Below are 26,322 nucleotides of genomic sequence, written 5' to 3'. Positions count from 1 at the left end.
TTAAAGTGGGTTCAAAGGTACAATAATTAGACCTTATTTGCTGAACCGGTGCAAGGTAAAAGTCATGGCCGCCAAAAGGAAAAATGCCCCGATTTGATGCACTACCCCCAACCAAATGGGAACGGCATAGATCAAGGTGAGCACACCCAGTAAAAACTGCACAAACATCATGACCAAAAGTGCTTTTAGTCCATTTTCCTGAATTGGTGTGGTCGCTATTTTCCGTGTCCTGAACCATATCAAAAGAATGAAGCCCACCACAACATAGGCCAAATAACGGTGTACAAATTGTACACCACTTCTTCCTTCGATAAAATTCTTGATGACAGGTTGTTGTTCAATGTAAACGGTTTCATGCATCAGTTTTCCTTCGTTCATCAAGGGCCAATGGTTATGGATAAAACCTGCATCCAATCCCGCTACAAAGGCTCCCCAGATAATTTGTATAAGAAGCACTACCAATCCTGCTCTGATGAGGTTTCGGATGCCTTTGTGGATTTCCTTTTTTTGGGGATAGATAAGGTCCAACGCCACCCATAAACTATAGGCGAAGGTGAGGAAGGCCGTGGTGAGGTGGGCCGCCAACCTATAGTGCGATACATCCGGGCGGTCCACAAGACCACTCTTTACCATGTACCAACCCAAGAACCCTTGGAATCCGCCCATAAAGAGCAAAATCAAACATTTTTTGATGGTCGACTTGTCCAGTTTTTTGGTGAACAAAAAGTAGAGGAAGGGCAGAATGAACACAATGCCGATAAATCTACCGATGACCCGATGCAGCCATTCCCAAAAATAGATATCCTTAAATTCCTCAATACCAAAATGATAATTAAGCTTTTGGTACTCCGGATATTGCTTGTACAGCTCAAAGGCTTCCTCCCATTCCTGCTCGTTCATGGGTGGGATGGTACCCTGGATAAGCTTATAATCGGAGATGGAGAGACCAGAGTGGGTGAGGCGCGTGATGCCGCCCACCAAAACCATGACAAAGATGAGAAAACATCCTGTCAGCAACCAATACACAACAGCTTTGTTCGTTTTCATTCGGAGTGGACTTTAAGGTTCATTTTCTTGCCTTTTTCCAACATAAAGTCGTAGGCAGCTTCATACTCGTTAGGAATTTCACCTTCCAATATGGCCTCTTTTATGGCCTCTTTAATGATCCCAATTTCTTTTGAGGGTTTCAGGTTGAAGGTTTTCATGATTTCCTCTCCCGAAACCGGTGGCTGGAAGTTTCGGATATGGTCCCTTTCCTCAACTTCCTCTATTTTTTGTCGAACTATCTTAAAATTGTTCTTGTACTTTCTTTGTTTCTTCGGGTTTTTGGTCGTGATGTCGGCTTCGCATAAGGTCATTAGGTCCTCCACATGCTCTCCCGCATCGAACACCAAGCGTCGAACCGCAGAATCGGTTACGTGGTCTTCGGATAGGATGATGGGTCTGGAACTCATCAATACCATTTTTTGAACGAATTTCATCTTTTCGTTCAAGGGCATCCGTAACCTTTTGAAGAGTTTGTACACCATTTTTGCCCCCACAAATTCGTGTGCATGGAAGGTCCACCCGATTTTTTTGTGGAACTTTTTGGTAGGTGCCTTACCAATATCGTGCAGCAGGGCGGCCCAGCGCAACCAAAGGTTGTCTGTGGTTTCCGCAATATTGTCCACCACTTCAAGGGTATGCCAGAAATTGTCTTTATGGCGTTGCCCTTCCTTTTCCTCGATGCCTTGCAGTGCTGTTAGCTCTGGTAAAATGAGCGGCAACAATTCGGTTTGGTGCATCAGTTTAAAGCCAAGGGAGGGCTGGGAACTCATCAAAATCTTATGGAGTTCGTCCACAATGCGCTCCTTGGACACAATTTTAATGCGCTCCTTGTTTTCTGCAATGGCCTGTAAGGAGGGCAGTTCAATTGTAAAATGGAGTTGGGTCGCAAAGCGAATGGCGCGCATCATCCGCAAAGGGTCATCGGAATAGGTAATTCCGGGCTCCAACGGTGTGCGAATCAGTTGTCTGTCCAAATCGGCCAAACCATCGAAGGGGTCTAAAAGCTCTCCAAAATTGGATGAGTTCAGCGCCAAGGCCATGGCATTGATGGTAAAGTCCCTACGATTTTGGTCATCTTCCAAGGTGCCATCTTCCACAATGGGTTTTCGACTATCCTGATTATAGCTTTCCTTGCGAGCGCCCACGAATTCCAGTTCAAGGTCTTTGTATTTGATCATGGCGGTCCCAAAATTTTTGAAAACCGATATCTCGGGCTTGCCCTGTAGTTTGGAGGCTACTTTGTTTGCCAGCTCGATACCACTTCCGATGGCCACGATGTCGATATCCTTTGGGGTGCCACGTTTTAAAAAGTAATCGCGGACAAATCCCCCGATAACATAGGCATCCATGCCCAGCTCGTCCGAAGCTTCGCCAATGAGTTTAAAAATAGGGTGTTGTATTGCCTTTGTATGGAATTCCTTCGCCATTGTTATTCCCGTATCACCTTCACCTGTCCGTCGTTGCTCAACTTAATGATAGAGGAGGGGGAAGGGTTGAAATTTTCATTTTGCAAATTTACCACATAGTCCACTCCTTTTAAAATTTCTGGTTGAATATCGTTGAATTGTTTTGGGTGGGGTTGGCCTGAAATATTGGCCGAAGTGGAGACGATGGGTTTCCTGAATTTATTGATGAGGTATTGGCAAAATTTATCTGAAGCGACCCGTATACCCAAAGTGTTGTCTTCGGCCACCAGGTTCTTCGCAACGCCCAAGGGTTGGTCAAAAATAATGGTGGTGGGCTTGGTGGCGAAGTCCATGATATCATAAGCTACATCGGGAACTTCCTTTACATGGCGTTCCAGCATTGCTTGGTTGGCAACTAAACAGATGAGCGGTTTGGAACTTTCCCGTTTTTTTAGGGCATATATTTTTTGCACCGCTTCGGGGTTGGTAGCGTCGCAGCCAATGCCCCAAACGGTATCGGTGGGGTAGACAATGAGTCCGCCCTCTTGTAGGACCTTAACACAGTTGTTGATTTCTTCAATCAATGTTTTCGAATTTTAGTTGAAAATGGTCGGTCAATGCCTGCCATTGTGTTCTGTTTTTGTCCATACCAATATTACCTTTCTTCAGGGAAACTTTCTGCGACCCCCAAATCGGGATAGGTTCCTTTCCGCTGTTCTGGGCCTGAATGGATTTGGTGCCTTTTAAGAGTCCCATCGCCTTAAACCAAAGATCATCGGCTTTTGGGGTGAGTTGTAGGAACAATTCTTGGTTAAAAACCGTTTTATCCATGGAATCGGGCGGGTATAAGGTGCCTCCGGCACCAATGGGGAGTGTCAATAATGGGTTTTGGCATCCCGATTCGTTCGGTTTCCACGCCTTGTAGGAAAGGAGTTCCCCATCGCTACCGTAAGTAATGCAACGCGTTTGGTTGGCTACAATATGGTCGGGATGGTTTTCATGGGCCTGATAGAGTTTGGACAACCAGTTTTTTCGGTACATCATATCGTCATCACAGGTAATGATTATTTTATTGGGATACAGTTTTAGGGGTTCTACCAATTTTCTGTGTGAGCTGAAATAGTCTGCATATTTGATGGAAAAAAGGTCGCCTACCAAAACGTTCAGTGATTTGGGTATGCTGTCCTTCAAATCTTCATGAAGCCAAAGCACTATTTTCTCTGGTAGCACATCCTGATTGAGTATGCTGCGGATGGTAAGATGTACGATACCTAGTCTGGAAGGAATCGAAGCCAAGGAAACGATGACCGGGACCTGCTTTTTGTTAGCGATGAGCTTTCGCTGCGATTGCCAGGATAACTTGGCTTGATGAAAAAGTGAAACTGGAATTTCCTTGACCTTCATTCTGGAAGTTTAGAATCACAAAATTAAGGATATGAGATAACATTTAATATTTCTATTTTTGTCCAGATGAGCCCAGAGGAAACAGAATCACCAAAAATATCGGTTATTATCAGCACTTATAACGCCGAGGAGTGGCTAAAGAAAGTGTTGTGGGGCTTCAATTGCCAAATCTTTAAGGATTTTGAGGTGGTGGTGGCCGATGATGGCTCGGGTCCCAAGACCAAACAATTGTTGGAGGAGCTATCTGAAAAGGTCTTTTACAAAATTGTGCATGTGTGGCAGGAGGACGATGGTTTTCAAAAATCACGTATACTGAACAAGGCGGTGGAAGCCTGCAGCGCGGACTACATTATTATGACAGATGGTGACTGTATTCCTCGGGAAGATTTTGTCGAGGTGCATTACATCAATAAAGAACCGGGTTACTTTATTTCTGGGGGGTATTATATGTTGCCCATGAACATTTCCAAAATGATCACTTTGGAAGATATTGAAGAACAGAATTGCTTCGATATTAATTGGCTAAAGGCAAAAGGGATACCCAAAACCTTTAAGAACAACAAACTTACTGCCAGTGGTATGATTTCCAAACTGCTGAATACCATTACCCCGACCAACGCCAGTTGGAACGGCCATAATTCATCGGGCTGGAAAAAGGATATTTTGAATGTGAACGGCTTTGATGAGCGAATGCAGTACGGAGGTCAAGATCGTGAATTGGGCGAACGATTATTTAATTTTGGGATTAAATCCAAACAGCTGCGTTATAGCGCGGTTTGTGTGCACTTAGACCACAAAAGGGGTTATAAAACACCGGAATCCATTGCTAAAAATCAGGCTATCCGAAAAGAGACAAGGTCTCAAAAATTGGTGTGGACACACTACGGCATCACCAAGTAGTAGGCTAGTTCATTCTTCTTTTCCAAGCGTTTCAGCTCCCTGAACCGTTCCAGAACACCAAGGGCGTTCAAGTAACATATGGTCCATCCTTTTTTGCCATCAAGGATTCCTAATCGGAGAATGTAGTGGTTGAAGAATTTCCAGATGGGTTTCACCGTCATCAAAAGGTAATTGAAGTGCCGCTCCTTATAAAAATCCTCTTTGGCCTTTAAACGACCATATTTGAGCATTTTGCCCTTGTAATCTTCGTAGTTTTTGTAGCAAAAATGGATTAATTTTTCCTGTAGGATGCCGGATTCGCCATCCACTACCAATGTTTCGTGTACAATCTTTCGGTCCGTAAAATGGGCTTTGCTCTTGCGAAAGAGCCTATAGTTTTTATCGGTCTGCCAGCCACTAAAGTTAAGGGGTTCATCTTGGAACATAAACTTGCGGTAAAACCAGTAGGCTTCTTTGGCGTCGGGCTGGTTGATGGTATGCAAAATTTCTTTTTCAAGACTATCGGTAACTACCTCATCCGCATCCAAAAACAAAACCCAATCATTTGAGGTCTGTTTAAGTGTGAATGATTTTTGTGCAGTGAAATTATCAAAAGGATTTTGGATTACGGTCACTTTTGGGTGGTCCAAAAGGTACTCGTAGGTACCATCGGTGCTATAAGAATCTACTACGATGATTTCATCAGCAAAGGAAACGGAGTCGATACACTTTTCAATGTAACCCATTTCGTTGTAGGTTATGATCAGTGCTGATAATTTTTGCTTTGGGGTGCGCAATCCAGCCATATTTATTGGTGTAGTGTTTTGGTATTTTACAAAGCTATAACAAAAAAACAGGTTAAAAATTGTTTGTGAGTGACTTTTTCTTACAAACAATCAACTGGATAATTTCCCTACCCGTTTTATGTTAAAATCCTCTTTTTGATATTCTAGGTTTACTATGAAGACGAGAAAATGTATCTTGGGTTGCTTTAAAATTTGTGAAATTCTTTTAGATGGATATACTTCTTTACGTAGTTGCTTTGGGTGTTGTTGCCTTTTTCACGGGTAAATTTATCAAACATAAATCGTTGTACCCCTTTATGCCCTTTAAATACGATTTCCGAAAAAGACGGGATACTTTCCTGAAGACCATGGAGTTGATGGAGCAAATCAACGCTAAAGTGATTATTGAGACCGGCACCTCGCGTGAAGGTTTAAAAGGAGCCAAGAGCAATGGTGCGGCCACCATCGTATTTGGAAAATGGGCAAAAGAGCACGGTGCAGTGCTCCATTCGGTGGACATCAATTCGGAATCCATTGCCAACTCCAGTGCAGAAGTGGAGCGACAGGGCCTGCAGGATACGGTGACCCTTCACCATTCCGATTCGTTGGATTTTCTTAAGGATTTTGCTCAACCGGTCGATATGCTCTATTTGGACAGTTACGATTATAGTTCACATGACGTTGAAATTCAGCGGAAAAGCCAAGAACACCATTTGGAGGAGTTTAAACGAATAGCAGATCAGTTGCACGAAAACACCATTGTTTTGATCGATGATTGCGACTTGCCCAATGGAGGGAAGGGTAAATTAGTGATTGCCTACATGTTGGAGCATGGCTGGAAAATTGTTATGGAATCCTATCAAGTGCTATTGGTCCGAAACAACTTCGCTTTGGAGAAAGCTGTCTAATTGCTCCAAAAACAACTCAGGTTTAAATTGTTGATACAATGCTTCGGCATTGGCTTTCCGTTCCTTTTTGGGCATTTCCAAAATCTCTGGGGCAAAATCCGCTAAATGTACGGCTTGGTTTTTCTGATTTTGGTTAAAAGTAAGCCAAGCGGTCTTGGAAATCCATGGAGAAAAAATGGAAAAATTGGGAATACCAATGGCTTTGGCCATGTTGGTGCTACCACCCTCATTTCCGATATATGCGTCACATTGGTCCAAAATTGCCATAAACGATCGCAAGGAAGGACAAAACACCTCTTCCTTGATGTTATTTCGCGTTTTGGGCGAACAATAATCCAGAAATTCGTCCAAACTTGCACTTTGGTGCGGCAAATAGTTGAGCAAAAAGGTCACCTGATACCGCTCCGAAATAAAATCTAAAGTCTTTGCCAGATACGCTAGCGGATAGGTTTTACTGGGTTGACTGCCCAACAAGCCTACCATAATTAAGGGTTTGGAAGTGTCGATTTGATGATTGGTCAGTAGTTTTTTGGCCTGCTCCTTTTCAGGTGTGCACAGATATATTTTTGGTGCCAGATTGGGCTGTTTCAATTCTGGAATCAGTGGAGCAAGCAAAATAAGCCTGTTTTCAATCGCATGCCCCAAAGTAGTGTTCGGGTTGTTGGTGTAGGAAAACAAATGGGTGTAAATAAACTTGGAATACCATTTTTTATAGGAAATCTTTATATCGGCATTCGAATAATAACTGATCAGATTGCTTTCCAGTTTGCAGTAAACATCAATGGTTGCATCGTACTTTTCTCTTTTCAACGATTTTAAAAACTTGAAGAATGCCAGCTTGTTTTCCCGATATTCGTTTTTAAAGAGAATGATTTTGTCAACAAAAGGATTTTCCTCCACCACCGCCAAAGTAGATTCGTTGATGACGTAGTGGACTTCGCAATCGGGGAAATGGGTTTTTAGGTGTTCACAAAGAATTGTGCTTGCCAGCACATCCCCGACCATTTTTTGCTGAATAATCAAAAACCGCATTTGAGCTGTGTTTTGCAAATAGCTTTTTTTTAAGGGAGGTTGACTTTATGTTTTTCCAAATGTATAAAATAGAAAAGGACAGACAAGGTAAACAAAATTGTTCAACATTGACTGTCCCAATAAACTATAAAGCTTTGAATTCTATACCGCTACATCGTGCTCGCGCAGGGCATTGTTCAAGGAGGTCTTCTTATCGGTGCTTTCCTTGCGCTTGCCTATGATCAGGGCACAGGGCACTTGATATTCTCCTGCAGGGAATTTTTTCGTATAGCTTCCAGGAATCACTACCGATCTTGCAGGAACCCGACCTTTAATTTCAACAGGTTCCTCTCCAGTAACATCAATGATTTTGGTAGATGCCGTTAGCACCACATTCGCGCCCAAAACAGCCTCTTTCTCAACGCGGACACCTTCAACAACAATACATCGGGAACCGATAAAGGCATTGTCTTCAATGATCACTGGGGCAGCCTGCAAAGGTTCTAAAACCCCACCAATGCCAACACCACCACTTAAGTGAACGTTTTTGCCAATTTGTGCACAACTTCCCACCGTGGCCCAAGTATCCACCATGGTTCCTTCATCTACGTAGGCACCTATATTTACGTAACTAGGCATCAAAATAGTGCCTTTGGAAATATAGGCTCCGTGCCTGGCCACTGCATGGGGAACCACACGGACCCCTTTTTCTTTGTAACCCTTTTTCAAAGGTATTTTATCATGATATTCAAAGATGCCAGCTTCCAAAACTTCCATTTTTTGGATGGGGAAGTACAGCACCACCGCCTTTTTCACCCATTCGTTGATCTGCCATCCATCAGTGGTTGGCTCGGCACAGCGAAGCTCGCCAAGGTCGATCAGGTTGATGACTTCTCGTATGGCCTCTTGCGTCTTTCCCTCTTCCAATAAGGCCCTATTGTCCCACGCTTGCTCGATAAGCGTTCTTAATTCTGTCATTTTTCTTAAAGTTTTGACAAAGATACGCCCCATGGCAGAATTATGGTTCCCATTTTTAAGTGCATAACATTTTTAGGGTTATTTTTGCCAAAAAATTGTTTTGGCTAGAATTTTGGCTTTGGATTTTGGAAAGGTACGGACAGGAATTGCGGTTACTGATGAACTTCAGTTGATCGCTTCTGGGTTAACGACCGTTGAGACCAAAGACTTGCTGGACTTTTTGGAAGGATACACCCAACAGGAATCCGTTGAACGATTTGTGGTGGGTTTACCCAAACAAATGGACAACACAGCCTCGGAGTCCGAAGTGCTCATCCAAAACTTTTTGAAGAAGCTGACGGCCAAGTTTCCTTCGATCCCCGTGGAACGCCAAGATGAGCGATTTACCTCCAAAATGGCATTTCAATCCATGTTGGACAGCGGAATGAAAAAGAAGAAACGAAAGGATAAGGCCCTAGTGGACGAAATTAGCGCCACGCTCATATTGCAGGCCTACTTAAACAGATTTTGATTTATGATTTTACCGATAGTAGCTTACGGAGACCCCGTTTTGCGAAAAAAAGCAAAGGATATTACGGAAGATTATCCCAAACTTGACGAATTGATCACCAATATGTGGGAGACCATGTACAACGCTCATGGGGTTGGATTGGCCGCTCCCCAAGTAGGGCTCCCCATTCGGGTTTTTTTGGTGGACACCACGCCTTTTGCTGATGATGAAGACCTGACCGAAGCTGAACAAAAACAGCTCGATGGATTCAAAAAAGTGTTCATCAATGCCAAGATTGAGGATGAAAATGGAAAGGAATGGGACTTTAATGAAGGTTGTTTGAGCATCCCCGACATTCGGGAAGATGTAAAGCGCAAGCCTGAAATCACCATTAGTTATTTGGATGAGGATTTTAAATCCCACACCGAAACCTTTGATGGGCTATTGGCCCGTGTGATTCAGCACGAATACGACCATATCGAGGGGATTTTGTTCACCGATAAGCTTTCTTCCCTTAAAAAACGATTGTTGAAAAGCCGTTTGGAAAAGATTTCCAAAGGAAAGATCAGCGTGGACTACCGGATGCGGTTTCCCAATATCAAAAAAGGACGTTAAAAAAATCGCGGTTTGCGATAAAAACATATTTTTGCGCCCATAAATTACTATTTGAATGGCATTAGACAAGATTTTATCTATTGGAGGTAAACCAGGACTTTACAAATTATTGACCCAAACCCGAGGTGGCTTTGTTGGCGAATCCCTATTGGATGGCAAGCGTGTGACCGTTGGTTTACGAAGCAATGTGAGCGTGCTGTCCGAAATAGCCATTTATACCTTGGAGGAAGAGATTCCCTTAAAGGAAGTGTTCCAAAAAATCAAGGAGAAAGAAGATGGGAAAAAGACCTCCATCAGCCACAAGGCGGACAAAATCGAGTTGGAGGAATATTTCTTCGAGGTACTTCCCAATTATGATGAGGACCGTGTGTACGCTAGTGACATCAAAAAGATTATACAGTGGTACAACATCCTTCTCGACAACAACATTACTGAATTTGTTGAAGCGGAAAAGGATGCTGAAGAACCTACTGTGTCTGCCTCCGAAGAGGAAGAATAAACACTATTCTTTGTTCCAGTCCACCAACTTTGTTGGATAATAATTGATATCCATGGCTTCCAAATAGGGAACCTGTGCGGTAAGGCGTTCTTTGTAGTCGTCCCAATTAAGATGTTCGCTGGGTGACCATCCCAATTCGCCGTAGCCGATCACTCTAGGAAAGGCCAAATACTCCAATTCGGCACTGTTACTAATGGTTTCGGACCATAACGGGGCTTCAATCCCCAAAATGTGCTCTACGGGAAGTCCTTCCACATAGCTTTCTGGATCCCACTGGTAACCCACATCAACAGGAATGTACCCCGCCCATTTTAAACCGTATTCGGAAATGGAATCATATTTCATGTCCAAATAGGTCTTTTTAGCTGGCGACATAATGATTTTGGACCCGTTTTCCGCAGCTTTAAGTGCATTTTCAGGCTCGTTCCAAAATTGGGCAATGGAACTGGCGTCAATATCGGCTTGGGCGATTTCATCCCATCCAATCATTCTTTTGTTGTGTTTTTGGACAATCTTTTCCACTTTTTCCACAAAAAGGATATAATCACTTTTTTTGGTCACATGGCTTTCATCACCTCCAATATGAAAGTAGGGCCCAGGGGTCATGGCAGCTATTTCGCCGATCACATCATCCAAAAAGCTGTACACCGTATCTTTTTGGGCATCAAACGAACTGTAACCCACCTTCATGTCGGTTCTTACTCGTGGAGTCTCGGCACCGGCATAGTGTAAAAAGGGATAGCTCAATGAAGCAGCATTGGTGTGCCCGGGCATATCGATTTCGGGAACGATGGTCATATGTCTATCCGCAGCATAGGCAACAATGTCCTTGTATTCCTCTTGGGTGTAAAAGCCACCTTCGCCGCCACCTACTTCGCTGGCACCGCCTACCTCAGTGAGTTTGGGCCATGATTTGATTTCAATACGCCAGCCTTGATCATCCGATAGGTGCAGGTGTAGCGTATTAAACTTGTAGTAAGCGAGGGCATCAATATATTTTTTGACCTCTTCCACGGTGAAAAAGTGTCTCGCTACGTCCAGCATGGAACCGCGATACCCAAATTTTGGGGCATCCATGATCTTTCCTGAGGGAATTACCCACATCCGTCCGTCCGTAAGGGTATCGTTGCTTTTTTCGGGAATGAGTTGTCGAAGTGTTTGTACCCCTCTAAAAGCACCCGCAGCGGTCTTGGCATTCAATAAAATGGAATCTTTTTTAATATAAAGTTGATAAGCCTCTGGATTGTCCAATTCCACACTATCCGATTGGTTGATGTAGATCAAACGCTCCAAGTTGGCTTCGGATGGCGTGTTTACCCCAAGGGCAAGTCCTGTTTTAGACTTGATTTGATCGGATAAAAACTGGCCTACTTTTTCAAATTCGGGGTCCGTGGTGGTCGTGTAAATCGCAGTACCTGCATCCAAGCCAAACGCACTTCCCGTGGAAATGGTTTTAATGGGCTTTGGAATCAGCGGAGCACTGGCTAGGTCTGTTTTAGGAAAGTTGATTTCCCTTTTTTCGGTTTGGCAAGCTGCTATGCAGAGTACTGCAACGAACAGCAAAATAGATCTGTAAATCACGTTTGTTTAGTTTTAGTCCATGTAATTTTTGATGACATCGTACCAGATGTCATATCCTTTTTCGTTCATGTGCAGGCCATCCTCCACAAAAATGTCTTGCTTTACCTTTCTGTTGTCCAACATAGGGTACCAAACATCGACAAAAACGATTCCTTCAGTTTTGGATGCCAATCGGTCCAGTTTTCTGTTCAATCTTCGATACCTGCCACGGTATTTCCAGCGAGAAATACTGGGTTTGGCGGAAATCAGCACAATTTCCATGTTTGGGTTTCGTTCTTGTAAGGTATTTAGAATGGCTTCGGCCTTTTTCAGGATTTTTCGAGGCCTTTTTTTGGCGAAAATATCATTATCCCCTTCATAAATAAAGACCTTTACAGGCTTGTAATTCAATATCAGTTCATCCAAATAAAGCTCCAAATCCGAGAATTGGGAACCTCCAAATCCCGTATTGAGCACTTGGTGCTGGGGAAACCGCTGTTGGACATCGTTCCAAAAACGGATACTGGAACTACCGGTAAAAACAATGGTTGGGCGAGAGGAATCCCAAAGGGAATCATTTTTTTGCTGTATGGATTTTACCTCGTCCTTGAACGGATTATCGGTTTGCCCAAAAACCAAAAAGGGGGCCAAGAGCAACGCAATAAAAAGATGTTTCATGTTACCGGGGTTTGCCTTAAAACGACGTTGAAGATAATGATAATTTTCGGTAACTCTGGTTTGTTGAAAAGTTGGTAGGGCTCTTTTCATAAGTAAGTCTTGTGAAAGGAATCTCAACCCTTGAGACTTTGTACTTTTGAACAAAATTCAAAGCCATGAACATGAGATCGGAACAGTTGGCCGCTTTTGACCGTCTTTTGACCATAATGGACGAGTTGCGGGAGCAGTGCCCTTGGGATAGGAAGCAGACCATGCAAAGCCTACGTCACCTGACCATTGAGGAGACCTACGAATTGGGCGATGCCATTCTCGATAATGATTTGGAAGAGGTAAAGAAGGAACTGGGCGATATTTTACTGCACATCGTTTTTTATGCAAAAATCGGTTCGGAAACACAGGATTTTGATATTGCCGACGTAGCCAATGGCATCTGTGAAAAACTCATCAACCGCCATCCGCATATTTATGGTGATGTTAAAGTAGAAAATGAAGAGGAGGTCAAGCAAAACTGGGAGAACATCAAGCTAAAAGAGGGGAAGAAAAGTGTGTTGGAAGGTGTTCCCAATGGGTTGCCATCCTTGGTCAAGGCCAACCGTATCCAAGACAAGGTGGCAGGAGTGGGATTTGATTGGGAAAAACCCGAACAGGTCTTTGAAAAACTGCAAGAGGAATTGGCCGAGCTTCAAGAGGAGGTGCGGACGCAAGATGCCGATAAAATGGAATCTGAATTTGGCGATGTGCTTTTTTCCATGGTGAATTACGCCCGTTTTTTAAAAATCAACCCGGAAAATGCTTTGGAACGGACCAATAAAAAGTTCATCAAGCGCTTTCAATATCTGGAACAGAAAGCCAAGGAAAATGGAAAATCCATGAAGGATATGACCTTGGCAGAAATGGATGTTTACTGGGAAGAGGCGAAGAAACTTTAATTTGTGGCGCCTCCCATGTAAGAAGTCGCCCAAATTGCCGTCAATCTAGCTATATTTGCCATCCTTTTTAAGTAATCACCGTGTTTCAAAACTACACCAAGGAATTTGCCTATAATCTAAAACTGTCGTATCCCGTGATTTTGGGAATGTTGGGGCACACTTTTGTGGCCTTTGCGGACAATATCATGGTAGGGCAATTGGGAACGGCCGAACTGGCTGCCGTTTCTTTGGGAAACAGTTTTGTTTTTATTGCGATGTCACTCGGAATCGGTTTTTCCACAGCCATCACCCCTTTGGTGGCCGAAGCGGACGGCGCCAAGGACCGGGCTGCCGGGAAAAGTGCCCTAAAACATGGTTTGGTGCTCTGTACCTTGTTGGGATTGTCCCTTTTTGGGCTCATTTTGCTGGCCAAACCGTTGATGCACCACATGAAGCAACCTCCCGAAGTGGTGGAATTGGCCTTACCCTATTTGGATTTGGTCGCTTTTTCGTTGGTGCCCCTGATTATTTTTCAAGCATTTAAACAGTTTTCGGAGGGACTTTCCCAGACCAAATACCCCATGTATGCGACCATATTGGCCAATGTGGTGAACATCACCTTAAATTATTTGTTCATTTTTGGTTCCTTCGGATTCCCCAAACTAGGTATTGTTGGTGCTGCGATAGGTACCTTGGCTTCGCGTGTGATTATGGTGGCCTTTATTTGGTATCTGTTGAAGCGAAAGAAGAAATTTGAATCCTATGTGACCCATTTCAATTTTAAGGAAATTGAGAATCGGGTGATGAAAAAAATCATAAGTCTTGGTTTTCCCTCGGCCCTGCAAATGTTTTTTGAGGTAGCCATCTTTACTGCGGCCATCTGGTTGAGTGGGGTGTTGGGTAAAAATGCTCAAGCGGCCAACCAAATTGCCTTGAACCTGAGCAGTATGACTTTTATGGTGGGCATGGGGCTCAGTGTGGCGGCCATGGTCCGTGTGGGCAATCAAAAAGGACTGCGCAACCACAAGGAATTGAAACGAATTGCGGAATCCATTTTTTTCCTGACCCTGATTTTGGAAGTGGCCTTCGCGGCTATTTTCTTGTTGGGAAGGCATTGGTTCCCTACCATTTATTTGGACGTGGACGATATTGTCAACCAAGCCGATAACGCCGAAGTGATCATTGTCGCAGCCGAGCTACTTTTGGTGGCGGCCTTCTTTCAGATTTCCGATGGCCTACAGGTCGTGGTTTTGGGCGCATTGCGGGGTTTGCAAGATGTGAAGATACCTACTTTTATCACCTTTGTGGCCTACTGGTTAATTGGTTTTCCCATTAGTTATTATTTGGGGCTGTATACCCGGTTTGAAAGCGCGGGCATTTGGATTGGATTGTTGTCCGGGCTAACCGCATCTGCTGTAATGTTGTATCTTCGATTTAACTTTTTGACCAAGAAATTGATTGAAGAATAGTTTCGGCACCCTGAGCTTGTCTCAGGGTCTCATTATAAAATGAAAATATATGTGATGTTGAAACAAGTTCAACATGACGCATTAAAAAATATAAAATATTAGATTTCATATTGGGAATCAAAATACGAGCACATGGAACTACCTAAATTTTTATTGGCCGACAATACGGATCATCCCGATGCCATCTTTATTGTCCATACCGAATACCCACGTTTTATTATCAATTTGGAAAATGATGAGGTGGAATGGATGGAAGAGTTCTCCAAGGAGGACGAGGCCGATTTGATGGAAGAAGCGGAAAGCTTGATCGAGGCCGCTACCGCGTTTTATGATCGGGAAGTCTCCAGATACGATTCTTGATGCTGGAGCAACTACTGCAATACGATAAAGAACTGTTTTTGTTTCTCAACGGATTGGGGACCGAAACTTGGGACGGCTTTTGGATGTTCATGACCACCACCCGAAATTCCGCTCCACTTTATCTGCTATTGCTCTATTTGTCATATCGAAGCTTTGGCTGGAAGGGAACGGGAATTGTTTTGGTATCCATTGCCCTGCTGATTACCTGTACGGACCAACTATCCAACTTTTTTAAATATGGCGTAGGTCGATTGCGGCCTTGTCACGATCCAGAAGTAAGTCCAGCCATGCGTTTGGTGAAAAGCTATTGTGGCGGGCAATTTGGATATTTTTCCGCCCATGCAGCCAATTCGTTTGGTCCCGCTATTTTCTTTACGGTGATGTTCAGGAACAAGGTAAAGTACATTTCTTGGGTGTTGTTGCTTTGGGCCGGTGTGGTGGCCTATAGCCGAATTTACATTGGTGTGCACTATCCGTTGGATGTGCTTACTGGCGCTTTGGTAGGTTCACTGTTCGGGTGGTTATGGGCCAAGTTGGCTATATTTGCTTTCCAAAAAACAGGGGTATGATATCCACCACGCGATACTGGTTTTACTTGGCACTGATTGTATTGGTGTACATCATTGGGATGTTCGTCACCTTAATGGAAAACGATTCGGCCCAATTTGCCGTAATGGCGATGCGCATGGTGCAGGAAAATGATTTTTTAAGCCTGTTCAAAGGGCCCGAAGAGTATCTGGATAAGCCCCACATGCATTATTGGTTGGCCGCACTTTCGTACAAATTGTTCGGTATCCACGATTGGGCATACCGTATTCCCGGTATTTTGTCGACCTTATTGGGTGCCTACAGCTGCTACCACCTGGGAAAATTATTGTATAACAAGGAGGTGGGACGATTGGCCTCTTTGATTTTTATGACGGCCCAAACCATCGTATTGGCCAATATCGATGTACGTACCGATGCTGTTTTGACCGGATTTGCCATTTTCTCCATTTGGCAACTGGTTACCTATGTAGAGAAAAATACCCTAAAAAGCATCGCTCTAGGTGCCTTTGGGGCAGGCATGGCCTTTTCCACCAAAGGGCAGATAGCCTTGGTGGTCATCGGGATATCGCTGCTCTGTCATTTGGCGTATACCCGAAAGTGGCAATCATTGCTACATTGGAAGGTTGTTGTGGCGATTTTGGTATTCGCGTTGACCATTTCGCCCATGCTTTATGCCTATTACCATCAATTTGATTTGCACCCCGAGAAAGTGATTCGCGGAAAGGACAACCGCAGTGGTATCTTTTTTATTTTTTGGGAGCAGAGCTTCGAACGGATGAGCGGAGAGGGGATAGGGAAGAACAGTAGCTACTTTTTCTTTTTCTTCCATACGTTTTTGTGGGTGTTCCTGCCGTGGACCGTACTCGCCTTATTGGGGTATTGGATGAAGGTCAAGGCGTTTTGGAAGGTCAAGTTCTCTTACCGTCCGAATTTGGAATTTTTGACCGTGGGCGGAATTTCGATTTTGTTCCTCCTCATCAGTTTTGCACAGTTCAAACTGCCCCACTACATGAACATCCTCATGCCACTGTACGCAATCTTGTCGGCAGGATTTTTATTTATGCTGCATCAAAAGGAACAAAAGAAAATGGCAAAGGTGATTCTAGGCATCCAATATTTTATATTGGGGTTGGTGGTCATCTTTATGGTATTGATCAGTTTTTTAGTGTTCCAATTGGAACATTGGTACGGTTATGCGCTGTTGCTAATAGCCATTGGTACGGTTGGTTACATCATCCTACAAAAAGATACACCATATACAAAAATTGCCACGGTTGCTTTATGGAGCTCGGTACTATTGAATGGATTTATGAATGCCCATTTTTATCCCAAACTGCTCGAATATCAGGGTGGCTCTAATATGGCCGCTATAGTTGAAGAGACACAGATTCCAGTGGACAGGATCTACAAGATTTCGGAACGCTATTCATGGTCGTTGGATTTCTATAATAAAAAACCGGTTCAAATCACCTCGCTGGACGACATTGCCTCCAAAAGTGATGTTTGGGTCTATGCCACGGATGATGAATTGCAGAAGCTGAAGCAAAAAGGTGTGGCCTGGGATGATCAGATTACGGTAGATCAATTCCGAATTACCCGATTGCAGATCAAATTTTTGAATCCGAACACGAGGGAAGAAAAATTGAACCAAATGCATTTGGTGCACTTGGACTAAGTTACTGATTCCAGTTTTGGCTTTTTAAAATGATAGATGACTCCAAAAAGAGAAATCAGGGCGGTAATCAAAAAGAAAGCAAAACTGACCCCAATGGACGTGCTTTCATCCAACCCCAACCATTTGGCACCATATAAAAAAGTGACTTCCCGACTTCCAATACCTCCAATGGTCAAAGGAATGACCGATACAATGGAAGAAATCAGAAATACAAACAAATACTCGACGGTGTCCAAACTAACGGACAAGGCCTTCAGAATAAACAAAACACTGATGAGCTGAGCCATTTGTACCATGGCCGAAAACCCCAAAGATTTCCAAAAAACGGGTAGAATCGATGTAAAAAATGTCTTATTCACGAACCAGAACACCACAATGCTCAGGGGAAAGGCAGCTATAAATAGGCCGTAAAACTTTTGAAAAAAAGCGTTTTTGGATAGTATGGCCAGCAAGCAGGCATACACAAAAAGCAGGAGCATACCGCTCAACCGATCTAAGAGTATGCTCGACACCACTTTTTTGGTTCCCGGTTGATATTCTCTTTGGACGACGTAGCCTTTGTACGCATCACCGCCAATTCCACCTGGCAAAAACAGGTTATAGAACATCCCCAACAGGGATAATTTTAGATTGCTCCATTGCGTAAGGGGCGCTCCAATTTGATGAAAATATAAGTTGGTCCGAATGGCCGAAATTACCTTCGACAACACAAAAAACAACACAGCCAAGGATAAGTAGAGCGGGTCGCTTTTTTTTAGCGTTTGCAGTACATCTTTCAGCTCTATTTTGGTGAAAATAAAGTAGATCAGCACTGCGCTAATCACAATTTTTAACGCGGTGATACCTTTTTTACGCAGCTTTTCCGTCACCTATGCTGATTTTTTTGATGCGATACGGACGTTTTTGCTGGGATTCGTAGTAGGTACGGATCAAGAGTTCCATTACAATTCCGATAGTAAACAATTGGATTCCCCCCACAATGAACATCATCCCGAAAATTAGCAATGGCCGGGTACCGATATCCTGTCCAAAGCCGAGTTTGACGATTAATAGGTACACATTGATTAAAATACCAAGGATTACCAGCAATACCCCGAAAATCCCGAACAAGTGAATGGGCCGTTGGAAATATTTTCGAATAAAGAGCAACAGCATCATATCGGCCACTACCTTAAAAACACGCTCCAACCCATATTTGGAAACTCCTGCGTGCCTGGCATGGTGCTTTACGGGGACTTGTTTGATCTGTGCGCCTTCCAAATGGGCCAAAAGCGTAATAAAACGGTGCATTTCCCCATAAAGGTTTAGGCTTTTGGCAATATCCTTGGTAAATACCTTGAGGGCGCAACCATTGTCCTTAATGTCCAATTTGGTTACCCTGCGCACCAAAAAGTTGGCGATTTTGGAGGGAATTTTTTTAACAAGGGAGTCTTTCCGTTTTTGACGTATTCCGGTGACCAGATCATATTCTTCACCAATGGCATATTCCAGCATGCCCGGAATATCGGAGGGATCGTTTTGCAGGTCACCATCCATGGTGATAATGTATTCGCCTTCGGCATAGTCAATTCCGGCAGCGAGGGCCAAACTTTGGCCATAATTTTTTTTGAGTTCGATCAAGTGGACTCTTTTATCGTCCATTTCCTTGACCTTGAAGCGCGTTTTGTCCGTGGAAAAGTCATCCACATATACAATTTGGTAGTTGTACCCCTCCAGACTTTCGTTGATCTTCTGGGTCAAAAGAACCACATTGTCCTCCTCGTTGTACAAAGGAACCACTATGGATAACAGGGAATCGGTAACGGTGCTCATTCGGTATAAAATCTGTGCAAATTTATCGCTTTTATTTAAAGTTCCTTGGTAATCTTGTCCAACAGGAGTTTTGCGGCATAAAAGGGGGAGATTTTGTGTGATTCGATATCCGTCAATAGTTTGGCCTGTTCCTTTTTAAAGGTTTCTTTTTGATGGAAAAATTGCTTAATGTATTCATCCACGGTCTGAAGGAACCAATTTTTGTTCTGTTGCTGCCGGTTCTTTTCAAAAAAACCATTTTCCTTGGTGTGCGACACAAAACGTTGTACCATTTCCCAAATTTCTATGATTCCCGTGTTTTCTACCGCAGAGCATTTCTTCACTTTGGGTATCCAACCATTAGCTTTGGGAGGATATAGGTGCAAGGCCCTTGAAAATTCAGTTACGGCCAATTGCGCATGTTCCTTGTTGCTGCCATCCGCTTTGTTGATGGCAATGGCATCGGCCATCTCCATGATGCCCCTTTTGATGCCCTGCAGTTCGTCTCCCGCTCCCGATAATTTGAGCAGCAGAAAAAAATCGACCATGCTGTGGACGGCAATTTCGCTTTGGCCCACACCGACCGTTTCCACTAAAATCACATTGTACCCTGCAGCCTCGCAGAGCATGATGCTTTCTCGGGTTTTTTGTGCCACCCCGCCCAAAGAGCTACCGGAAGGGGACGGACGGATAAAGGCATTCGGGTCCTTTGCCAAGGTCTCCATTCGTGTCTTGTCGCCCAAAATGCTCCCCTTGCTCAACGAGCTGGTCGGGTCGACGGCCAAAACGGCCACCTTGTTGCCCTTTTCGGTCAAGGTTTTGCCCAAGGTTTCGATGAACGAACTTTTGCCGACTCCGGGAACACCTGTGATACCCAACCGAATGCTTTGGCTGGGCTTGGACAGACATTTTTCGATAACCGCGTTGGCTTTTTCTGCATGTTCCGGTTTGGTGCTCTCCAAAAGCGTGATGGCCTTGGCCAGCATGGCTTTGTTTCCATCAAATATTCCTTGAGCCAACGCATCTGCCGAAAGTTCCTGTTTTCGGAGTGCCTTGATTTTGGAAATGGTGTTTTCGGGTGTTTTGTTATCGTCTGCCAAAGGGAATCGTCGGTTTATACGAATTTATAAAGATTTTACGGGTTTAATTCTATGGGGCGACAAATCGATACTTTTTCCATATTTCCATTTCACAAAAATTTAATATCCATTCCTCCACACTTCCGCTCACAAATTGGTACCTTATTCGGTCAGTAATCGGTTGTATTGAACGAACCGATTTTTATGAACCTATAAACAGTTAAAAGATGAAGACTATTTTTGAGGCTCAGGCCACCAATACGGGCGGAAGGTCAGGACATGTAAAGAGTGAGGACGGTGTTTTGGATTTTCCGATAAGCATGCCCAATTCCAAAGGAAAACCGGACCCAAAATCCACCAATCCCGAAGAACTCTTTGCGGCAGCCTATTCCACCTGCTATGCCGGTGCCGTGCAGGCCGTAGCCAAAAATCACAATATTGACGACCTAGGGGATTTTAATGTAACCGCCATTGTGGCCTTTAATAAGGAAGAGGATGGTTTTTTCTTGGAAGTGACCTTGGATACCTATTTACCTACGGTAGACAAGGAAATGGGGGAGACCATTATCAAGGAAGCCCACGAAATGTGCCCGTATAGCAAGGCTACCCGCGATAATATCACCGTTCACTTAAACTTAATGTTGGACGAATAAACTGCGTAACCTATTAAAAATGAGCCCCGTTGTGATGTGCAGCGGGGCTTTTTTGTTAAAAATACGCCAAAAACTACCTAATTTGCAACGTTGCGTTTTTTGCATCGTCCTTAGTACAGAACCACTAAAAAAACCGAACATAGAACCAAGTGCGCTCCATATCGAGCTTGTAGAGCAGTGCAAGGCAAACGACCGTCATGCACAAATGAAACTGTACCGTCAGTATTGCGATGGGATGTTCTGTGTGGCCATGCGGTTCCTTAAAAATCCGGATGATGCCGAAGATGTGTTGCAGGATTCGTTCATAAAGGCGTTTCAGCGGATTGAGCAGTTTAAGGGTGATGTCACGTTCGGGGCTTGGTTGAAACGTATAGTGGTGAATGGGAGTATCGACTTTTTAAAGTCGAAACACCAACGAACGGTAGAGTTAAACGAAAATTATATGCAAGTTGCCGCCGATGATGACTGGTCTGTGGAAGAAGGCATCTCCATGGATCAGGTCAAGGAAGCCATCGACGAACTGGCACCAAAATATAAATATGTAGTGCAATTGTTTCTGGTGGAAGGATACGACCACAGTGAGATTTCCGAAATTCTGGACATAACGGAAACAACATCTAGAACGAGGCTCTTAAGAGGAAAGGCACAACTGAAAGAAAAATTAAAGGATTTGGCTTATGGCACGTGATCTTAGAAAATTGTTTGAAAAGGAAAGGAAGGAGCGAGGTTTTACCATGAAAGAGGGACATGAGGACCGGTTCTTTGCCAAGTTGGAGCAGGAACTCCCCAAAAACCCTCCAAAACAAAAGGTGTTTTCCCTTTGGATGCAGATAGCAGCTTCGGTTGTTGTAGTACTTGGACTGTCCATCTACTATTTCTCTAGTTCGGATACTCCTTTGCCCGATGAAAAAGTAACGGTAGTGGACCGAAACAATCCTAGTGGGGAGGCGCAGGGTATTTCCTTGGGTGACTTGTCTCCAGACCTTAAAAAAATAGAAACCTATTATACGACCAACATCAACCTACAATTGTCCGATTTGGCCGACGACCCTGGGAACAAGGAATTGGTGGACAGTTATATGGAACGTTTGGCCGAACTGAATCAAGAATATCAACGATTGAACCAAGAACTGAACGAATTGGGTCCCAACGACCAGACCATCAGTGCCTTGGTGAACAACCTACAGCTACGGTTGCAGTTGTTGCAAAAATTAAAATCAAAGTTAAATCAATTAAAATCATCAAAAAATGAACAGGAATCATCAAATATGGTGTAGTGGATTGCTGCTTGTGCTCGTCGGTTTTACCGGTATGGCACAACAAAAGTCCAAAACCTACAAAGAAACTTTCAATGTCAACAAGGACACGGAGTTGAACATCACGACCAGTTATGCGGACATTGAGTTCCAAACATGGAATAAGGACGAAGTGGAAATCACCGCCATCATCGAGTTGGATGGGGTGGATCAAAAGGAGGCCGATTCCTATTTTGATAGGGATTTGGTGAAGATTATGGGAAATAGCAAGGAAATCGAGGTCAGTACCAAAGGGGCATCACCTTATTCCTTTGACTTCAATACGGTAAGTATTGGTGTTCCCGATATGCCATCGGTAGCGGAAATTATGGCGAGTGTGGAAATCCCCGAGATTGTGCTGCCAGAAATTGCCGTAATGCCTTCCATGCCACCTTTGCCGCCACTGCCGCCCATTGAATTTGATTATGATGCGTATAAAAAGGACGGTGAGAAATATATGAAGGAGTGGCAAAAGGAGTTTGAGAAAACCTTTGATAAGGAATATAAGGAGCGCTTTGAAAAATGGGGCAAAGAAATGGAGAAGATGGCCGAAGAGCGCGAAGCCCGAAGGGAAGAGATGAGGGGAGAACGTGACAAACTCCGTGAAGAGCGTGAAAAGGTGCGCGAGGAAATGCACGAACAATTGAGGGAGCAGCGCGAAGAACTTCGTGCCCAAAGGGAAGAGCTCAGAAGCGAACAGGCGGAACTCAGAAAACAACTACGGGAAGAGGCCAGGACCATACACGGAAGCCCCAATGTGTTCTATTTTTCTTCTGATGGAAAACATAAGGAATACAAGGTCAAAAAACGAATCATCATTAAAATGCCCAAGTACATTAAATTAAACATGAACGTGAGGCACGGTGAGGTGAAACTTGCCGAAAACACCAAAAACATCAATGCAAGCTTGTCCTACGCAAGCTTGCTTGCTTCTACCATTGAAGGTGCCAACACCGATATTCGTGTGTCCTACTCCCCTGTAGTGGTACAGAACTGGAACTATGGTAGGCTCAGTGCCGATTATTCGGATAAAATCAATCTAAAGGAGGTGAAGGAGCTGCGGTTGAATTCGGTATCGTCCAATGTGGTCATCGGAAAAGTGATGGGCAAGGCCTTGGTGACGAATAATTTTGGTGCCTTGAGCATAGATCATGTTTCCGATGGGTTCCAAACCATCGATATTTCGGTGGAGAATGGGGAGTTGGATTGTGTTCTTCCAGAAGCACCCTATGCCATTTCGGTGAACGAGACAATTTCTGGTTTTCAATATCCAAAATCCCTAAAGTTAACATCCACCAAAAGGAATGGAGGCAACTCCTATACGGGTTATCATTTGAACAAGACAGATGGGAAAACCATCAAGATCAACTCCAAATACAGCGAGGTGGTTCTTAAGAACTAGCTTGTACAGCCAGTCCCAAAAACCACCTCGAACCTCATAGGCATTTTCTCCTACAAGCAACAACCTACCTCCACTTCATTAATGTGCATCTTCCTTTAGGTAGGATTGAAAGTTTTCTTTGAACCGGTTCAATCTGGGAATTGAAACATTTCGGATATAACTATTGTTTGGATTACGTTTTTCATAGTCTTGATGATACTCTTCGGCCATGTAGAAGGTATCAAAAGCTTTCACCTCCGTTACGATAGGACGGTCGCCATACACATTTTCGGTTTCCAGCTTGTTCATGTAATCCTGGATGATCTTTTTTTCCTTATCATTTTTATAAAAGGCAATGGAACGGTATTGTGGACCGCGATCAGGGCCTTGTCTGTTGAGGGTGGTGGGATCGTGGGAACCAAAGAATACCTGAACCAATTGTGCAAAAGAAATGACCTCTGGGTCATAAAACACCTTTACGGCTTCTGCATGGGTGGTCCTTCCATAGGAAACCTCCTCATAGGTCGGATTTTTTTCGGTGCCTCCGGCATATCCGGAATAGACTTCTTTTACGCCTTTAACGCTTTCAAAAATAGCCTCCACGCACCAAAAGCATCCACTGGCAAAATAGGCGGTCTCGTAATCCTGCAATTGCTCGGCCGTTAATTTGGTTTCCAATTGGGCTTCCGCCGGTTCACTTTTGGCAACATCTTCTTTGTTGGACTTGTTTTTGGGTTGGCAACTAATGGATGCCAATAACAGTAGAATTAAAAATGGAGTTTTCACGGTATTCATTTTAGTTTCTTGTTTAGTTGTATCAAGATACCAACTATTACACGGATGGCCGTTAAAATTTGTTAAGCTTCTATTTGATCGAGACAATATCGTTCTCCAATCTTATTCAACAGACGAGGATTGTTGTTGTTATTTCTTACATGAGCCTTACAAATTATAATCTTTTTCCTACAAATAAGATATTGAACTTCAATAGGTTACACATCCTTCAAAAGTGATATGATCGATGAAATGCACATGCGTTCGGTGTGCTGTTTTTGGTGTCGAAAACGTTCGTCGAGGATAAAAAACACTTCACCCGAAAAAAATGTATTCACCGAAAGAAAGGCGTCATTGAGCGAAGGAAATCGGGCTGGGGCTGTCGCTGAAATTAATTTTACATCGTAAAACAATCAGAACAATGAAGACAATTTTCACCATTATCGCAATCACTTTTTTCGGAACAATGGCTTCTGCTCAGGATCTATCCAAAGAGGCTAAAGTGGAAACGATTGCCATGGGTGTTGAGTTGAAGGTTGAAATTAACAATGAAGTAAGAAAGGACAGAAAGACCGCAAGATTGTACAAATTCAAAAACTCACGAATCAAAAAAGAGCTTTCTTTCAAAACGAAGAAGGACCGAGCTAAACTAGCTTAATATGATGTTGGAAATGTTGATACCTTCCGTGTTGTTTTTAAGTACTGCCTTTGTTTTGGCAAGTATTGCTTTCTCTTTTCGGGAAAGAAAGTTTTAGAAGTTTAAGTTTATAGTGGAATAGGTATTGATGAAGGTCGGTGTTTTACACCGACTTTTTTTGTCTTAATTATCCACAGAATTAAATTGTTCGATTACCTCCTCAAATTCGATGGTGTAGTGGGTCCCCTTTTTGGAGTAGTCACGGGTAATGGAGCCCCTCAACTGCCTAGCGAGGTTATAAATAAGTTTTAAACCTAAAGAATTGGACGTTTTAGGGTTAATTTCTTCGGAATACCCGATACCATTGTCGCCCAAGTACATTTTGTAGCGGTTTTCATTGATTTTTTCAACGGAAACATGGATTTCCCCGTTCGGTACTTCGGCAATACCGTATTTTAAAGCGTTGGTAATGGTTTCGTTGATGATGAGCCCCAATGGAATCACTGTATCGATGCTCAACTTGTAGTTTTTGATGTCCAAGTTCACTTTAACGTCCCTACCGCTTCCTTCTACGGATCGTACCAAATAATCGCACAATTCCTTCACATAAGGTTCCAGTTCAATTTTGGAAAGGTAGTCGTCCCGCTTGTAGAGCATTTCGTGAACCATGGCCATGGATACCACCCGGTTTTGGCTACTTTTTATGATATTACTGATCTTACTGTCGTCAATGGAACGCGATTGAAGGCTCAGCAGACTGGAAACGGTCTGTAGGTTGTTTTTGACCCTATGGTGTACTTCCTTTAACAGGGTTTCCTTTTCATCGATACGAAGTTGGATCTCGTTGCGGGATTTGTACAATTTATGATGGGCCCTTAACAAGTTCTTCCCAAAAACGCCTCCCAAAAGGTACACGGCAAATACTGCACTCAAATAGGCAAACCAGGTTTGGGATGCTTCTGGTACGGTGTTCTGCGATATTTTAAAGTCCCCGATTTCATAAAGGAACAATAAGGTGAGTACCGCAAGGTTTAAGATGAGGTACAATTGGCCAAAAACTTTGGTGGTGACATATCCGGCAAAAACAATAATGGCCAAAACAAAAATGAACGGACTTTTGATACCTCCACTGTACATGGTAATCACCACGGCCCCTAACATGGATAGGATAGAGGTTAAATTATAGGTAAGCACCAATTTTTGATGTTGCTTGTACAAAAGTGTGTTCACTATATTGATAAAGGCATAGGCCAAGAAAGTGTAGGGAATCACCCCTTCAATATGCAAAAAGAAATAGCACACCAATCCGAAAATGGCAGCAAAGAATGATGAATTGTAGTTTACCTTGAGTATCAAATCAATCTTATCTTGTAATCGATATGTATCCTTTCTAGGAACTTTCATATGCTGCGCGTGAATGTGCCCTGACCACAAAATAGGTTGAATGGTGTGTGGTAGAGCTGCTTGTTGGGGTGTTTCAAGCTGTAAATC

At 43.5% G+C, this 26,322-nt stretch carries 29 protein-coding genes; 15 read left to right on the top strand and 14 right to left on the bottom strand.

Annotated features, from left to right (window positions below; all coding sequences use genetic code 11):
• Positions 1–33: 33 nt before the first annotated feature.
• From ABNE31_RS15465 to ABNE31_RS15450, 4 genes are read right to left on the bottom strand one after another with little or no spacing between them, the layout of a single operon-like run.
• On the bottom strand, positions 34–1,047 hold the full coding sequence (locus ABNE31_RS15465) for a COX15/CtaA family protein (RefSeq protein ID WP_349351781.1): 1,014 nt from the start codon (positions 1,045–1,047) through the stop codon (positions 34–36).
• Positions 1,044–2,474, bottom strand: coding sequence for an HD domain-containing protein (locus ABNE31_RS15460; protein ID WP_349351780.1), 1,431 nt, complete (start codon positions 2,472–2,474; stop codon positions 1,044–1,046). The genes ABNE31_RS15465 and ABNE31_RS15460 overlap by 4 nt, the downstream gene beginning before the upstream one ends.
• A gap of 2 nt (positions 2,475–2,476) precedes the next feature.
• On the bottom strand, positions 2,477–3,037 hold the full coding sequence (locus tag ABNE31_RS15455; protein WP_349351779.1) for an L-threonylcarbamoyladenylate synthase: 561 nt from the start codon (positions 3,035–3,037) through the stop codon (positions 2,477–2,479).
• Positions 3,030–3,857, bottom strand: a complete 828-nt coding sequence (locus ABNE31_RS15450; RefSeq protein ID WP_349351778.1) for a zinc-binding alcohol dehydrogenase — start codon at positions 3,855–3,857, stop codon at positions 3,030–3,032. Before ABNE31_RS15450 ends, ABNE31_RS15455 begins: the two co-directional genes overlap by 8 nt.
• A 66-nt stretch (positions 3,858–3,923) precedes the next feature.
• Between ABNE31_RS15450 and ABNE31_RS15445 the strand changes: the two genes are divergently transcribed.
• Positions 3,924–4,757, top strand: coding sequence for a glycosyltransferase family 2 protein (locus tag ABNE31_RS15445; protein ID WP_293284510.1), 834 nt, complete (start codon positions 3,924–3,926; stop codon positions 4,755–4,757).
• Here ABNE31_RS15445 and ABNE31_RS15440 read toward each other — a convergent pair.
• On the bottom strand, positions 4,739–5,542 hold the full coding sequence (locus ABNE31_RS15440) for a glycosyltransferase family 2 protein (protein ID WP_349351777.1): 804 nt from the start codon (positions 5,540–5,542) through the stop codon (positions 4,739–4,741). The two genes, ABNE31_RS15445 and ABNE31_RS15440, sit on opposite strands and share 19 nt — an antisense overlap.
• 209 nt (positions 5,543–5,751) lie before the next feature.
• On the opposite strand from ABNE31_RS15440, the gene ABNE31_RS15435 reads away from it, so the two are divergent.
• The gene (locus tag ABNE31_RS15435; protein ID WP_349351776.1) at positions 5,752–6,429 is read left to right on the top strand and encodes a class I SAM-dependent methyltransferase; all 678 of its coding nucleotides are present in this window, start codon (positions 5,752–5,754) and stop codon (positions 6,427–6,429) included.
• On the opposite strand, the gene ABNE31_RS15430 is transcribed toward ABNE31_RS15435, so the two are convergent.
• A complete protein-coding gene (locus ABNE31_RS15430; RefSeq protein ID WP_349351775.1) occupies positions 6,388–7,461 on the bottom strand; it encodes a glycosyltransferase family 9 protein in 1,074 nt (357 codons plus the stop codon). The two genes, ABNE31_RS15435 and ABNE31_RS15430, sit on opposite strands and share 42 nt — an antisense overlap.
• Before the next feature lie 141 nt (positions 7,462–7,602).
• On the bottom strand, positions 7,603–8,418 hold the full coding sequence (locus ABNE31_RS15425; RefSeq protein WP_349351774.1) for a 2,3,4,5-tetrahydropyridine-2,6-dicarboxylate N-succinyltransferase: 816 nt from the start codon (positions 8,416–8,418) through the stop codon (positions 7,603–7,605).
• Between the two features lie 100 nt (positions 8,419–8,518).
• On the opposite strand from ABNE31_RS15425, the gene ruvX reads away from it, so the two are divergent.
• Genes ruvX through ABNE31_RS15410 form a run of 3 tightly spaced genes read left to right on the top strand, consistent with a single transcriptional unit; the run spans position 8,519 to position 10,022 of the window.
• Positions 8,519–8,929, top strand: a complete 411-nt coding sequence (gene ruvX / locus ABNE31_RS15420; RefSeq protein ID WP_293284520.1) for a Holliday junction resolvase RuvX — start codon at positions 8,519–8,521, stop codon at positions 8,927–8,929.
• A gap of 3 nt (positions 8,930–8,932) precedes the next feature.
• The gene (def, locus tag ABNE31_RS15415; RefSeq protein ID WP_349351773.1) at positions 8,933–9,523 is read left to right on the top strand and encodes a peptide deformylase; all 591 of its coding nucleotides are present in this window, start codon (positions 8,933–8,935) and stop codon (positions 9,521–9,523) included.
• A 55-nt stretch (positions 9,524–9,578) separates the two neighbouring features.
• Positions 9,579–10,022, top strand: coding sequence for a DUF5606 domain-containing protein (locus tag ABNE31_RS15410; protein ID WP_179384207.1), 444 nt, complete (start codon positions 9,579–9,581; stop codon positions 10,020–10,022).
• 3 nt (positions 10,023–10,025) lie between these two features.
• On the opposite strand, the gene ABNE31_RS15405 is transcribed toward ABNE31_RS15410, so the two are convergent.
• Together ABNE31_RS15405 and ABNE31_RS15400 are read right to left on the bottom strand one after the other, a co-directional pair.
• Positions 10,026–11,603 (bottom strand): family 20 glycosylhydrolase, encoded by a 1,578-nt coding sequence (locus ABNE31_RS15405; RefSeq protein WP_349351772.1) that lies wholly within the window; start codon positions 11,601–11,603, stop codon positions 10,026–10,028.
• A 12-nt stretch (positions 11,604–11,615) separates the two neighbouring features.
• Positions 11,616–12,260, bottom strand: coding sequence for a GDSL-type esterase/lipase family protein (locus ABNE31_RS15400; protein WP_349351771.1), 645 nt, complete (start codon positions 12,258–12,260; stop codon positions 11,616–11,618).
• Positions 12,261–12,415: 155 nt separating this feature from the next.
• Here ABNE31_RS15400 and mazG point away from each other — a divergent pair, with 155 nt between their 5' ends.
• From mazG to ABNE31_RS15375, 5 genes are all read left to right on the top strand, one after another.
• A complete protein-coding gene (gene mazG, locus ABNE31_RS15395; protein ID WP_349351770.1) occupies positions 12,416–13,189 on the top strand; it encodes a nucleoside triphosphate pyrophosphohydrolase in 774 nt (257 codons plus the stop codon).
• A gap of 80 nt (positions 13,190–13,269) precedes the next feature.
• Entirely contained in the window at positions 13,270–14,637 is a 1,368-nt protein-coding gene (locus tag ABNE31_RS15390) for an MATE family efflux transporter (RefSeq protein ID WP_349351769.1), read from the top strand.
• 132 nt (positions 14,638–14,769) lie between these two features.
• Positions 14,770–14,997 carry a hypothetical protein gene (locus tag ABNE31_RS15385; RefSeq protein WP_179384202.1) on the top strand — a complete coding sequence of 76 codons (228 nt, stop codon included), beginning with the start codon at positions 14,770–14,772 and terminating at the stop codon, positions 14,995–14,997.
• Positions 14,997–15,566, top strand: a complete 570-nt coding sequence (locus tag ABNE31_RS15380) for a phosphatase PAP2 family protein (protein ID WP_349351768.1) — start codon at positions 14,997–14,999, stop codon at positions 15,564–15,566. Before ABNE31_RS15385 ends, ABNE31_RS15380 begins: the two co-directional genes overlap by 1 nt.
• Complete coding sequence (locus ABNE31_RS15375; RefSeq protein ID WP_349351767.1) at positions 15,563–17,221, top strand: glycosyltransferase family 39 protein; 1,659 nt, start codon at positions 15,563–15,565, stop codon at positions 17,219–17,221. The genes ABNE31_RS15380 and ABNE31_RS15375 overlap by 4 nt, the downstream gene beginning before the upstream one ends.
• Here ABNE31_RS15375 and ABNE31_RS15370 read toward each other — a convergent pair.
• From ABNE31_RS15370 to meaB, 3 genes are read right to left on the bottom strand one after another with little or no spacing between them, the layout of a single operon-like run.
• Complete coding sequence (locus ABNE31_RS15370; RefSeq protein ID WP_349351766.1) at positions 17,218–18,090, bottom strand: lysylphosphatidylglycerol synthase transmembrane domain-containing protein; 873 nt, start codon at positions 18,088–18,090, stop codon at positions 17,218–17,220. The two genes, ABNE31_RS15375 and ABNE31_RS15370, sit on opposite strands and share 4 nt — an antisense overlap.
• Positions 18,071–19,033, bottom strand: a complete 963-nt coding sequence (locus ABNE31_RS15365; protein ID WP_349351765.1) for a glycosyltransferase family 2 protein — start codon at positions 19,031–19,033, stop codon at positions 18,071–18,073. Before ABNE31_RS15365 ends, ABNE31_RS15370 begins: the two co-directional genes overlap by 20 nt.
• 35 nt (positions 19,034–19,068) lie before the next feature.
• Positions 19,069–20,112, bottom strand: coding sequence for a methylmalonyl Co-A mutase-associated GTPase MeaB (meaB, locus tag ABNE31_RS15360; protein WP_349351764.1), 1,044 nt, complete (start codon positions 20,110–20,112; stop codon positions 19,069–19,071).
• Positions 20,113–20,318: 206 nt separating this feature from the next.
• On the opposite strand from meaB, the gene ABNE31_RS15355 reads away from it, so the two are divergent.
• The 4 genes from ABNE31_RS15355 to ABNE31_RS15340 all read left to right on the top strand — a co-directional run bounded on the left by ABNE31_RS15355 (position 20,319) and on the right by ABNE31_RS15340 (position 23,441).
• Positions 20,319–20,744 (top strand): Ohr family peroxiredoxin, encoded by a 426-nt coding sequence (locus ABNE31_RS15355; protein WP_179384196.1) that lies wholly within the window; start codon positions 20,319–20,321, stop codon positions 20,742–20,744.
• Between the two features lie 205 nt (positions 20,745–20,949).
• Entirely contained in the window at positions 20,950–21,432 is a 483-nt protein-coding gene (locus ABNE31_RS15350) for a sigma-70 family RNA polymerase sigma factor (protein WP_349353056.1), read from the top strand.
• Entirely contained in the window at positions 21,422–22,021 is a 600-nt protein-coding gene (locus ABNE31_RS15345) for a hypothetical protein (RefSeq protein WP_349351763.1), read from the top strand. The genes ABNE31_RS15350 and ABNE31_RS15345 overlap by 11 nt, the downstream gene beginning before the upstream one ends.
• On the top strand, positions 21,993–23,441 hold the full coding sequence (locus ABNE31_RS15340) for a hypothetical protein (RefSeq protein WP_349351762.1): 1,449 nt from the start codon (positions 21,993–21,995) through the stop codon (positions 23,439–23,441). The genes ABNE31_RS15345 and ABNE31_RS15340 overlap by 29 nt, the downstream gene beginning before the upstream one ends.
• Before the next feature lie 78 nt (positions 23,442–23,519).
• On the opposite strand, the gene msrA is transcribed toward ABNE31_RS15340, so the two are convergent.
• Positions 23,520–24,215: a peptide-methionine (S)-S-oxide reductase MsrA gene (gene msrA / locus ABNE31_RS15335; RefSeq protein ID WP_349351761.1), complete on the bottom strand. Its 696-nt coding sequence runs from the start codon at positions 24,213–24,215 to the stop codon at positions 23,520–23,522.
• Between the two features lie 400 nt (positions 24,216–24,615).
• Between msrA and ABNE31_RS15330 the strand changes: the two genes are divergently transcribed.
• Entirely contained in the window at positions 24,616–24,852 is a 237-nt protein-coding gene (locus ABNE31_RS15330) for a hypothetical protein (protein WP_293284548.1), read from the top strand.
• A 162-nt stretch (positions 24,853–25,014) separates the two neighbouring features.
• Here the strand turns inward: ABNE31_RS15330 and ABNE31_RS15325 are convergent, their stop codons facing one another.
• Positions 25,015–26,235 carry a sensor histidine kinase gene (locus ABNE31_RS15325; RefSeq protein ID WP_293284550.1) on the bottom strand — a complete coding sequence of 407 codons (1,221 nt, stop codon included), beginning with the start codon at positions 26,233–26,235 and terminating at the stop codon, positions 25,015–25,017.
• Positions 26,236–26,322 lie beyond the last annotated feature (87 nt).

The sequence above is a fragment of the Flagellimonas sp. MMG031 genome (assembly GCF_040112705.1).
Taxonomy (GTDB): domain Bacteria; phylum Bacteroidota; class Bacteroidia; order Flavobacteriales; family Flavobacteriaceae; genus Flagellimonas.
The sequence above is the reverse complement of the archived record's forward strand: the minus strand, read 5'-3'. Positions and strand labels throughout refer to the sequence as shown.